Consider the following 11,706-nt stretch of genomic DNA (forward strand, 5'->3'; position numbering starts at 1 on the left):
CTAAGGTTAACAGATGGTGCAGAACAGTATAATTGTGTCCCTGGAGAGTGGGTTTGCCACCCTCCTTTCTTTTTGGCCCGGGATTATAGTAAGGAATGACTCTATGTATCCTGCTGGAAATTGAAAGCGGTTGCCTGGAGCCAAATCGATCTGGAGGAGGTATTTATGCTTACTCACAAAGTCATGAGATTACTGCTGGTGCTTGCCGTCGCATTCACGGGGTTCATCCCGCAGACCGCCGGTGCGGCTGAACCGGAACCGGGAACGGAACCAGTGCCGCAGGTGGCCGCCGCTGGCCCGGCAACCATCCAGAATTACCCGATGCCGTCTATCTATACTCCGTCTTCTGTTTACTCGTTGAAGGTGAACAATGAGGCGGTCCCCGTCGTCAAGTATTTACCCGACTATGATTATGCCCAGTTCTCCTTTGAAGGAACCATTAGCCTTGAGGTGACGGCAGACAAGCCAATCACCTCGTATTCGATCAGCCCGCTGGCCAAGAACATCACGGGAACGGTCAACGGCAACAAGCTGACCTTCACCCTGTCGGCCTCTACCTATGTGATCGTCGACATTAATGCACCTGCGAACGAAGACCCGAATGAGAAGGACCCGGACAAGCGCCGCAAAAGACTCGTGATCGCCGCCGATCCGCTGGAGACAGACATCCCCGCGTCCTCCGGCCCGGGAATCTACAATGTGACCGCTGCACCGTACAACGCAGACAAGACGGGGGCAACGATCACCTCGGGCGCCATCCAGCAGGCGATTGATGCTGCCAATCAGGCCGGAGGCGGTATCGTCTATATTCCGGCGGGCGTATATAAGAGCAGCAATCTGACCCTCAAAAGCAATGTTACGTTCTATCTGGCCGGGGGTGCAGTCATCGTCGGTACAGGCCGGGGCGAGGACTACCGGAATGACTTCCGCAAGGATTCGATCTCGGATGGAACCTATTTCATCCGCACCGCCACCAATTCCGTGAATATCACCATGCGGGGGCGCGGAACCATTGACGGCAAAGGGATAGAAATGCGCAAACGCAAGATGACGAACCCGCCTGCAACCCATAAGCAGGGAGAAGGATTCATTAATAACCTGGTGGTGCCGATGGCGACCAGCAACTTCAAGTTCGACGGATTAACCCTGCGGGACGGCGGCTTCTGGGCGTTCCTGGTGGTCCGCTCCGATAACGTGACCATCACCAACTATAAGGGATACCAGGATTTATTTACGCTTGAGGATGATGCCATCGATATTAACGAGAGCCAGAACGTGCTGGTGAAGCATGCCCTTGCCATCTCGGATGACGATACCTTCTCCACCAAGACCTGGCCGCAGAAAGGAATGTCCAAGGACTGGCCGGGAGCCATCGAGCATCTGGAGAATGTGGTCTTCGAGGACTGCTTCGCCTGGACACGCTGCGCCGCCTTCAAGCTGGGGATGGGCATATGCACGCCGCAGATTGGCGTAACCATCCGCAATTCGTATGTCTATCAAAGCGCGCGGGCGCTGCTGGTGGATCATGCCTATACAGAGAATCCGCTCCCGGTCGAAGGCTGGGCCCAGGATGTGACCTTCGAGAATATCGATATTGAACGGGTGGGCATCAACCAGTTCGGCAATTACTGGCTGCGGGTCTCCACCAGTACATCCGGTGATGTAAGCAATGTTATTCTCCGGAACATCAATGTCCGCGAGACGGGAGGAGATTCTCCTATTCAGGGCAATCCCACCAGAGGCGGGATGGTGAACGGGGTAACTTTTGAAAATGTGGTGGTCAAAGGAACGCTGGCGAAGAATCTCAGTGACCTGAAGGTGAGCATCAAGAATGAGAATGTAAGCGGGGTAGTCTTCGCGAATACGGATCAGGCCTGGTTCAGCGATCACTTCACCTCCGGGCTGCTCCCGGATTGGACCGTGGCTTCAGGTGCCAACAGTTGGGCGGTAACCGATCGAACAGGGAACCGGGTGCTGTCCACCAGCCAGACCACGACGGCGCTGATTACCGCCAAGGCCGGTATATCCTGGACAGATTACACGTATGAAGCCAGAGCCAGACTGCCTCTCATTAATGGAAGCGAGAACGCAGGCATTGTCTTCCGGGTGCAGGATCAGAACAACTTCTATATGTACCGGATCGATGCCAGCACAAGCCAGCTGCAGCTCTACAAGGCTGTAGCCGGAACGTTGACGCAGGTCTCGAACACCTCGTTCGTGCCTGTCAAGAACCAATGGTATACCCTTAAGGCGACGGTTCAAGGCAATACCGTCAAAGGGTATGTGGATGGAGTGCTGAAGACGACATGGACCAACCCGGTCAATGAATTAACCTCGGGCGGAATCGGCTTCCGCACCACTTCAGCCGGGGTCTGGTATGATGATGCCAAGGTGACCGCCATTCACAATCCGCCCACGGATATTACACTCAGCGCTACCCAGGTGCCGGAGCTGACTACTCCAGGCGGTGTAGTGGGCACCTTCACTACAGCACATCCGGATGCGGGCCAAACCTTTATTTACGCGCTGGTTCCGGGGCAAGGAGACGCCGATAACAGCAGCTTCTCCATTGCCCCGCAGGGAGACAGGCTGACCCTCCGCACTACGCCGGATTATGAAGCGAAGAGCAGCTACAGCATCCGGGTGAAGAGCATTGACGCCAATGGCCTGTCGCTGGAGAAGAGCTTCACGATTCAGGTTACAGATGTGGACGAGACTCCGATTGATGCCAATCCGAATTCCGTCCGGTTCACGGATAACTTTGAGGATGGCAATACGACGGGCTGGACGGCTGCCAGCGGGACCTGGAGTGTAACCACTGACGGCAGTACGAAAGCCTTGATCCAGACAAAAGGAAATGGGGCGGGGCTCATTACAGCCGGGGATTCATGGCAAGATATTGCTATGGAAGCCAAAGTAAAGGTTCCCATCGCGAATGCCAATGCCGGCATTCTCTTCCGGGTGCAGGACGCCAACAACTATTACATGTACCGGATCAATGTCAACGACAAGAAGCTGGAGCTGTTCAAGGCGGTAAACGGAACGCTGACCCCGGTGTCCAGTACCCTCTTCGCCGATGCGGCTGCGGGCCAGTGGTATACGCTGAAGGCGGTCATCAAAGGGAACAGAATTCTAGGCTTTGTGGACGGCCAGTTGAAGCTCCAATGGACGAACCCGCAAACGGAATTAACTGCAGGTAAGATTGGCTTCCGAACAACCTCCCAGAATACGGTGTTCGATAATGCCCGTGTTACAGGGATACAAAAGGTGACGGCCAGTGCGCTTAAGACGGTAACCCTCGATGTGTATGAAACGGTTACGCCTGAAGGCAACCGGCTCAGCGTTAGCCCGGGCAGCCCTTTTGCAGGGGAAACACTTACCCTGACGGCCGAAGGCTATAACCAGAGCCTGGTACCTGCCAACCCCGGAGATGAACGTTATCATCCGGAGGCCTGGAGCTCCACAGAGGAAGGTATGGCAGGCGTCTTCACCGTAACGGATGAGGTGTATCAGGCTGCATATGTTCCGTCTGCTGTAGGTGATTACAAGATAACCGTTATCTACCGCAAGCAGATATGGGACGGCTCAGCCTGGGCCGATACGGAGCTGACGGATACCCTGATTGTGGACATTAGAGTAACCCTGAAACCGGCAGACATGGAGGATGACAGCACGGATGAGCAGGACCCGCCGGTCCTCGGTTAACCTATAGATTACTATCTCTATCCCGGTGTGTAAGCAGTGATATGCTTATGTTCCGGGATTTTTTGCGTAAAAAAAGATTAGCGTATAAGTGCAACCGGCACCCGGAATTCTCTACTATATAGATAAGAGGATACCAAAGGAGAAACAGCAGATGGAAGATCAGGGAATCATTCAGCTATACTTGCAGCGCTCACAGCAGGCCATCACGGAAACCCGGAACAAATACAGCGCGTACTGCCGGGCGATCGCCAGAAACATTGTTGCTAACCCTTCCGATACCGAAGAGTGTGAGAACGATACATACCTCGCTGCATGGAACGCTATACCGCCTAACCAGCCGAGAAGGCTGCCGGTATTCCTGGGGCGGATCACCCGCAATATCGCGCTCGATAAGTATGGGTATAATACGGCCAAGAAGCGGAGCCGCCAGCTTGAGGTGATTCTGGAGGAGCTGGAGGACTGCCTGCCCGCAGCAGAGACGGTGGAGACCGAGTATGCCGCCGGTGAAACCGCGCGGTTGATCAACGAATTTCTGTACGGGCTGGAGGAGGGCACACGAAATTTATTCATCAGGCGGTATTGGTATGCGGATTCCATAGAATCCCTCGCCGGCAGGTTCGATATGAGCAGCAGTAAGGTGAAGTCGAGCCTATTCAGGACCCGGAACAAGCTTAGAATTCATTTAGACCAGGAGGGCGTTCACCTATGAAGCGGGAGGACTTGTATAAGGAGATCGGTCAGATTGACGAGGAATTGATTGCGGCGGCCGAACACAGCGGAGTAAGGGGAAGATCCAGAAGAAGAGGGTTCTCCAAAAGGTGGATCGCACTGGTCGCGTGCCTGATTGTCTACAGTTCTACGGCTACCGCGCTGCTCGCCACGGAGTACACGAAGAATAAAGCGGCGGAGCCTTACATCCGTTATCTGACAGCGGAGGATATGGAGCTGGCCCCTCCTGCTCAATATAAGGCGGACAAATTCCTGAAGGCGTTAGCCAGCGGCAACGATGAACATGTCTACATTGCGGTAAACCGGCTGGTGGAGAGCTTCAATGATCCGAAGGCGCGGGAGCTGGCGTTGCAGAAGCTTCAGCCTTTGCTGAAGGATGATTCTCCGAAGATCGCGGGTGCGGCTGCTTTTGCCACAGATATCCTGTCGAAAAGCTACCAGAGTCCGTATCTCCACAAAATGGCTGACGGGAGCATCGTATTCGCCTTATTCAACAACTATTCGGATTACGGTACCCAGAATGTACTGTGGCGCATACAAGATGATGTGCTTGAACCCTATTTCAGCTTCGCGGCCCCTTCCATGTACATTAAGGAAATCCTCCCGTCACCGGACCGGAAGCTCCTGGCAGTGGTCACCGGCTCTAACAAAAGTGAATTCGTGCAGATCCTGAATGTGGAGAAGGGGACAATCAGCCCGGAGCTGGTAGAGTCGGCGAGGATCAGACACGGCGCGCAGCGCAAGCTGGATACCTGGGTCCGCCCGGATCATGAGAATTACAGCTATCCGAGTCAACTTGTGTGGAAAGATAATGACACGTTAGCGTTCGAGGGCTCCCTGGCCTACGACGACACAGCGGTTATCGAGAATGTTAGTGTGACGTACCGCTTCAAGGATAAGGTCATGGAGGTACAGCCGGTGAAGTAGTGAGTTTGCGCTACACGAATTAGCTGCGAATGGATGAGACATCCGTTTGCGGCTTTTTTTGCTGCTGGCGGGAGGGCGATCAGGCCGAATGTGCTGCTGCGCTGAGAATTTAAGAAAGTTTTAATCTTTACCCGACTTGTTCTTAAACAGTTGAGCCTATTCTTGAGTACAGGGAGGGAGCAACTTGAAGAATTGGGCCCGTAAAGATTCATCGATTGCATGGTTATTTCTGGCACCCAGTGTGGTTGGGTTCGCCCTATTCTATCTGATTCCGTTCGGCATGGGCGTGTTCTATTCCTTCATGGACCGCACGGTGGGGGGCCACTATGTGGGACTGGATAATTACCGGGAGGTCATTGCGGGCGAATCCTTACGGAAGGCGGCCTCTAATACCTTCTACTTCAGTATGGTGAGTGTTCCCCTGCTGATTGTGCTGTCGCTTGGACTAGCGCTGCTGCTGCACAGGAAATTGTATTTTCAGAAATGGCTGAGAACTGCGTACGTACTCCCGCTGGTCGTGCCTGTAGCCTCGATTATCTTGGTCTGGCAGATCCTGTTCGACTGGAACGGGGTGCTTAATGCCTGGCTGAGCGGCTTCGGCCGGACGCGGGTGGACTGGATGAAGACGGAGGCTGCGCGGAATGTCATCATGCTGATGTATGTCTGGAAAAACATCGGGTATAACGTGATCCTGTTCCTGGCCGGCTTGCAGCAGATTCCGAAGGATTATTATGAGACCGCCCAGATCGAGGGGGCCGGACGGATAAGGCAGTTCCGTAGCATTACGCTGGTCTATTTAACCTCTACGATGTTTTTTGTCGTCATTATGTCGGTCATTAATTCCTTCAAGGTCTTCCGGGAGACATATCTGATTGCCGGAGCTTACCCGCATGACAGTATCTATATGCTGCAGCACTATATGAACAATATGTTCCTGTCGCTTGACCTCCAGAAGATGACGGCTGCATCGACCTTAATGGTCGGCGGCATTCTGATCATCGTGCTGGGATTGTTCGCTATGGAACGCCGCTACCGGCGGTATATGGAATAGAGGTGAAGGAGTCTTGGCAGCTGGTAAAGTCATACAAAAGCTGACGTTAACCGTCTTGATGGGGGCGATTGCCCTCCTGATGCTGTTCCCCATCGGAGTGACCCTCATCAATTCGTTCATGAGCAGCCGCGAAATCGGGATCAATTACGGCCCCATCGGACAGATGAATCAGGTAACTCCAGGCAGGAGCGATCCGTTCGCCAACCTGAAATGGCTGCCGGACCAGGTCTCCCTGGAGCAATACGGCAAGGTGCTGCTGGACAGCCCGATGTACCTGTCGATGTTCTGGAATTCGGTCTTCCTGGTGGTGCCGATTATTGCCGGACAGACGCTGATCGCCGCGCTCGCGGCCTATGCGTTCTCCAAGCTGAAATTCCGGGGCCGGGAAGCGCTGTTTCTGGTCTATGTCCTGACGATGCTGATGCCCTTCCAGGTCACACTGGTGCCCAACTACATCATGGCAGACCGGCTGGGGCTGCTGAATAGCGCGGGTGCCATTATCCTGCCCGGTATTTTTGCCGCATTCGGTGTGTTCATGCTCCGGCAGTTCATGCGGGATATCCCGTATGCCTATATTGAAGCGGCCAAGATGGACGGAGCCGGACATTTGCGGATTTTCTATACGATTATTGTTCCGATGGTCCAGCCGGGCCTGGCCGCTCTGATGATTCTGTTATTCGTCGATTATTGGAATATGGTGGAGCAGCCGCTTATTTTCCTGGACGACCCGTTCAGACAGCCCTTGTCTGTCTACTTATCGAATGTCAGCAGCGAGAAGGGCCTGGCGTTCGCCGCTTCCATGATCTATATGGCACCGATGGTGCTGCTCTTCCTGTATGCGGAGACGTATTTCATTGAGGGCATTCAGTTATCCGGGATCAAGGGCTAGGGCTCGTATATGAGGGACTTATGAGGATAGGAGGAGAACGGGGAAATGGAGACTACAGGAGTGCCCGCAGACCGCAGACGCAAAAAAAATATCAGAACAGCCTTCCTTCTGCTCATGGGCGTGTTACTCTTCTTCACCTTCTTCAGCAATACGCTGCAGTCGTTGACCCTGCCCAAGGTGACCACGGTCAAGCCGCAGACCAAGAGCCTAGAATTCACGCTGGAGGGCAGCGGGAAGCTTACGCCCTTGAGAGAAGCGAAGCTCCTGAATGCCAGCGGCTGGAAGGTCAGGCAGGTTCTTGTGAAGGAGGGGGAACAGGTCACGAAGGGGCAGACGCTGATCCGCTATGACAGCCAGGTCGCCGAAGCGGAGCTGAAGGATGAAGTCGCGGCGCTCGATAAGCAAAAGATCGCGCAGCAGACGCTGCAGGATCAGTTCATTCAGACGTATGCGGAAGGCGATGAGCTTCAGATTCGCAAGGCACGGCGCGAGATTGAAGCGGGCAAGGTCGATCAGGTCACCCAGGCGCGGAAAATTGCCGGATTGAGAGAGCGGTTAACGGCGGAGCAGCAGCTTAAGGCACCCTTCGACGGGATTGTGACCCAGTTGAATGCCCTGCCGGGGATACTGTCATCGGGCGAGCCGGATCTGGTGCTGTCGAGCAGCCGCGAGGGGTTCCAATTCGATTTCACAGCGGACGCTGGGCTATTATCCAGCCTTGGAATTACCCTGGGGGAGAAGCTTGAGGTGGAGGTTCATTCTGCTGAGGGGCCATCGGCCCGGATATTGCCGGGAAAGATTGCAGAGATCAAGAGCGCTCAGGCGCGTGCGGGAAGTCCGGCCGGTGAGGATAACAGCGGGGCGGAGGACATCGCGCAGAAGACGGTCTTCATTGTAATGAATGAGGGTTCGCTCCAGGGGGGGGAGCAGGTTCAGATTAAGCTGAAGAAGCCGTCCCTTCAGGAGGGCGTGGTGGTACCGACTAAGGCCATCCATCAGACGGGCGGGCGCAGCTTCGTCTATACCATCGAGGAGCAGAGGGGGGCATTAGGCAATACGTTTGTCGCCCGCGAGGTTCAGATCCGCTCCAGTATCACGAACGGCCCGGACAGCATGATTCAGACGGATAACCTGTATGGGGACGAGATGATTATTTTGGAGAGCAGTGAGCCCTTGCAGGACGGGAACCGCGTACGTCTGCAATAGCCGTAGGAGTACGGCATACTATACGAACAATTATTGGAGGTAGCGAAAGATGAAGATGATTAACAAAATGGGCTTTCTGGGGATGAGTCTTGCTTTTACAACGATGATGTCAGCATGCAGTTCAGGGAGCAATACAGAGGCTCCAAGCACCGGGGGGAAGACGGTTGTTACGTTATCGGTCCAGCAGGATAGTGAGTTCTACCGTGCGGTTGAGCAGAAGTTTGAACAAGCTTACCCGGATATCGACTTGCAGATTCAGGCGTATAAGGGGATCAGCGAGAAGATGGAGGGGCCGGATTATGAGAAGTATCAGAAAACCGCCGGTACGGCATTGCTCTCAGGCAAAGGAGCCGATATTTATGAAACGGGCAGTCTGCCCGCCAGTGATTACGTGAGCAAGAAGCTATTCCTTGATATGAATGATTACCTCAAGCAGTCGAAGACGCTGAAGCAGGAGGACCTGCAAATGAATGTGCTGGATGCGCTGAAGGTGAACGGGGGCACCTATATCATTCCATCCGGGTTCAGCCTGAGAGCGTTCCTCGGAGACGGGGATGTACTTAAGCAAGCGGAAATCATTGATAAGAGCTGGACTTGGCAGGATTGGAAAAAAATATCCAAATCGCTGATCGCGTCGGAGCAACAAGCGGGGGCCGCACACCGCTACGCGCTTCCGAATAATCCGCCGGATATGCTGCTTCAGGAGATGGTGGTCGACGGCTATAACCAGTTCGTAGACGTAGCTGCACGCAAGGCCAAGTTTGATTCCCCTGCCTTCATATTTATGATGCGGGAGATTAACGAGATGTATCAAGAGAAATTGATGACCACCGAGCCGGTGGAGACCGAGAATCAATTGTTCTATTCTGCCGTTATACAGGGCCCGGCGGATTTCATCAACATTCCGTATACCAATTTTGCCAATCCGAAGCTGCTGTATAAGCCGCATAGCGGAACTTCCGGGGCCATGAGAATTATTCCGAGCTATACGTTTGCGATACAGGCCAAATCGCCGGTTGCCGAACAAGCCTGGACGTTCATGGAGTTCCTGCTCTCTGATGAAGTTCAGTCCCTGCAGAGCAGAGAAGGCTTCTCCCTGCTCCGATCGCTTAATGAGAAGCAGTTCAGTGAGCTTCAGCAGCAGGTGAAGAGCGGGACGTATAAGCTCCCGGGCGGCAAGCTTGCAAGTGTTCCTGAGGGACAATTCAAGGTGTTCCAAGACATGATGGATACAGCGGATAACTTCGCTATGATGGATGTGAAGATTCTGAGCATCATCGGCGAGGAAGCAGGCGCGTTCTTCAGCGGACAGAAGACGGCAGAGGATGTGGCCAAGCTGATTCAGAACAAGGCGACTACGTACCTTAACGAATAGATTCAGGCCTAGGAGGGTCCCGGTATGAAGCGAGTTACTATTCTGATCGCAGAGGACGAGAAAGAGATTGCCGGCCTGATTGCCCTGCACCTGGAGAAGGAAGGGTATCACTGCATTCAGGTATCCGACGGCCAAGCGGCCGTTCAGGCTATTCAGTCCCAATCCATTGATCTGGCCATCCTGGATATTATGATGCCGAAGCTGGACGGATACGAGGTCACCCGCCAGGTGCGGGTGAAGCATAATCTGCCGATTATTTTCCTCAGTGCCAAGACTTCTGACTTCGATAAGATTACCGGCCTTGTCATGGGCGCGGACGATTATATGATCAAGCCCTTCAATCCGATGGAGCTGCTGGCCCGGGTCAATTCCCAGTTACGGCGCTCCCTGCAGTTCAGTCAGCCTCCGGGTGCCCCTCTGACTTCGGTTCTGGAGCTGGGCGGGCTGATCATCTCCCCTGACCAGCACACCGTTATGCTGTATGGAGAAGAGATTGACCTTACGCCGAAGGAATTCGACATCCTCTATCTGCTGGCGAGCCACTCGAAGCAGGTGTTCAGTGCAGAGAGCATATTTCAGCAGGTATGGGGCGAGGCGTACTATGAGAGCGGGAATACAGTGATGGTACATATCCGCACCCTGCGCAGGAAGCTGGGAGAGGATCAGAACAAGGACAGGTTCATCAAGACCATCTGGGGTGTCGGGTACACGTTCAATGCCTAAGAGACGCCGGGGCTTCAGAACCAGACTGGTTCAGTTACTGGGCGTAAGCATGCTGCTCTCCGCCGGGATCACCTACGGGATCTTCAAGCTGCTTCAGCTCTATTACGCCGGGGTGAAGTGGGAGGACCCGGAGGCGGAAATCCGCCGGTTCATCTACAGGATCGGAGACTTCAATGTGTCTCTGATGCTGTTCATTCCAATCATGCTGATCTTATTCTTCATGTTCACCAAGCCGTACATCCGCTACCTTAACGAGATTTCCAAGGGGATTCATCATCTGGCGGGCGGAGATTTCCAGAATCAGGTGCGGATTGCCTCAAGGGATGAGTTCAGCGCAATCGCAGAGGATCTGAATGTGGCCGGGGCCAAGCTGCAGGAGGCGGTACAAAGAGGTGATTTCGCCGAGAGCAGCAAGGACCAGCTAGTCGTCAATCTGGCGCATGATCTGCGTACACCGCTGACGTCCGTTCTCGGATATTTGGATCTGATTCTGAGGGATGAGCAATTACCAGTGGAGACGATCCGGCATTATGCGACGATTGCCTTCACCAAGTCCCAGCGGCTGGAGAAGCTGATTGATGGGCTGTTCGAGATCACCAGGATGAACCATGGCACACTGCCTGTGGTGAAGACATATCTGGATATTACCGAATTGCTGCGGCAATTGAACGAGGAGATGTACCCGGTATTCGAGCGCAATGGCCTGACCTCCCGGCTGAATGTGACTCCTGGCCTAATGATCTACGGGGACGGGGATCTGCTGGTACGAGTATTAGGCAATCTGCTGACCAACGCCGCCCGTTACGGGCAGGAAGGCGGTTATGTGGATATTAACAGCCGCCCTGATTCAGGTTCAGTAGCGGTTGAGGTCATCAATTACGGAAATCCCATTCCGCCGGAGGAGCAGCCGCATATCTTCGAGATGTATTACTCGGGGGACCGGGCACGGACACATCAGGAGGGCGGGACCGGCCTGGGACTGTTCATTGCACGCAATATTGTAGAGCAGCATGACGGGAGCCTGTCTGTAGAGAGCAATGAGCTGCGGACGAGGTTCGAGGTCCGGCTGCCGCAAGCTTAAGCGAAGTTAAGGGAGGAGAG

Annotated in this window: 9 protein-coding genes; all 9 read left to right on the plus strand. The window is 54.1% G+C overall.

Annotated elements, in window-relative coordinates; translation table 11 throughout:
• The first annotated feature begins 165 nt into the window (after nt 1-165).
• The 9 genes from MKY96_RS29710 (at nt 166) to MKY96_RS29750 (ending at nt 11,686) form a co-directional block, all read left to right on the plus strand.
• The gene (locus tag MKY96_RS29710; protein WP_340946107.1) at nt 166-3,705 is read left to right on the plus strand and encodes a family 16 glycoside hydrolase; all 3,540 of its coding nucleotides are present in this window, start codon (nt 166-168) and stop codon (nt 3,703-3,705) included.
• 151 nt (nt 3,706-3,856) lie between these two features.
• On the plus strand, nt 3,857-4,414 hold the full coding sequence (locus tag MKY96_RS29715) for an RNA polymerase sigma factor (RefSeq protein ID WP_340946110.1): 558 nt from the start codon (nt 3,857-3,859) through the stop codon (nt 4,412-4,414).
• A complete protein-coding gene (locus tag MKY96_RS29720; protein WP_340946112.1) occupies nt 4,411-5,361 on the plus strand; it encodes a hypothetical protein in 951 nt (316 codons plus the stop codon). The genes MKY96_RS29715 and MKY96_RS29720 overlap by 4 nt, the downstream gene beginning before the upstream one ends.
• A gap of 184 nt (nt 5,362-5,545) precedes the next feature.
• Nucleotides 5,546-6,412 (plus strand): carbohydrate ABC transporter permease, encoded by an 867-nt coding sequence (locus tag MKY96_RS29725; RefSeq protein ID WP_340946113.1) that lies wholly within the window; start codon nt 5,546-5,548, stop codon nt 6,410-6,412.
• Between the two features lie 58 nt (nt 6,413-6,470).
• Nucleotides 6,471-7,301 (plus strand): carbohydrate ABC transporter permease, encoded by an 831-nt coding sequence (locus tag MKY96_RS29730; RefSeq protein ID WP_340946798.1) that lies wholly within the window; start codon nt 6,471-6,473, stop codon nt 7,299-7,301.
• Nucleotides 7,302-7,346: 45 nt separating this feature from the next.
• Nucleotides 7,347-8,507 (plus strand): efflux RND transporter periplasmic adaptor subunit, encoded by a 1,161-nt coding sequence (locus tag MKY96_RS29735; protein ID WP_340946116.1) that lies wholly within the window; start codon nt 7,347-7,349, stop codon nt 8,505-8,507.
• Between the two features lie 49 nt (nt 8,508-8,556).
• Nucleotides 8,557-9,882, plus strand: a complete 1,326-nt coding sequence (locus MKY96_RS29740; RefSeq protein ID WP_340946118.1) for an ABC transporter substrate-binding protein — start codon at nt 8,557-8,559, stop codon at nt 9,880-9,882.
• Between the two features lie 24 nt (nt 9,883-9,906).
• On the plus strand, nt 9,907-10,605 hold the full coding sequence (locus tag MKY96_RS29745; protein ID WP_340946119.1) for a response regulator transcription factor: 699 nt from the start codon (nt 9,907-9,909) through the stop codon (nt 10,603-10,605).
• Nucleotides 10,598-11,686: a HAMP domain-containing sensor histidine kinase gene (locus tag MKY96_RS29750; RefSeq protein WP_339252366.1), complete on the plus strand. Its 1,089-nt coding sequence runs from the start codon at nt 10,598-10,600 to the stop codon at nt 11,684-11,686. The genes MKY96_RS29745 and MKY96_RS29750 overlap by 8 nt, the downstream gene beginning before the upstream one ends.
• Nucleotides 11,687-11,706 lie beyond the last annotated feature (20 nt).

It is taken from the genome of Paenibacillus sp. FSL R7-0302, from assembly GCF_038006885.1.
GTDB lineage: Bacteria > Bacillota > Bacilli > Paenibacillales > Paenibacillaceae > Paenibacillus_AQ.

Bases quoted from the DNA above. Each gene is read 5' to 3' on its own strand.
- MKY96_RS29720 (WP_340946112.1), top strand. From the start codon at position 4,411: ATGAAGCGGGAGGACTTGTATAAGGAGATCGGTCAGATTGACGAGGAA.
- MKY96_RS29750 (WP_339252366.1), top strand. From the start codon at position 10,598: ATGCCTAAGAGACGCCGGGGCTTCAGAACCAGACTGGTTCAGTTACTG.
- MKY96_RS29740 (WP_340946118.1), top strand. From the start codon at position 8,557: ATGAAGATGATTAACAAAATGGGCTTTCTGGGGATGAGTCTTGCTTTT.
- MKY96_RS29730 (WP_340946798.1), top strand. From the start codon at position 6,471: ATGGGGGCGATTGCCCTCCTGATGCTGTTCCCCATCGGAGTGACCCTC.
- MKY96_RS29745 (WP_340946119.1), top strand. From the start codon at position 9,907: ATGAAGCGAGTTACTATTCTGATCGCAGAGGACGAGAAAGAGATTGCC.
- MKY96_RS29715 (WP_340946110.1), top strand. From the start codon at position 3,857: ATGGAAGATCAGGGAATCATTCAGCTATACTTGCAGCGCTCACAGCAG.
- MKY96_RS29735 (WP_340946116.1), top strand. From the start codon at position 7,347: ATGGAGACTACAGGAGTGCCCGCAGACCGCAGACGCAAAAAAAATATC.
- MKY96_RS29710 (WP_340946107.1), top strand. From the start codon at position 166: ATGCTTACTCACAAAGTCATGAGATTACTGCTGGTGCTTGCCGTCGCA.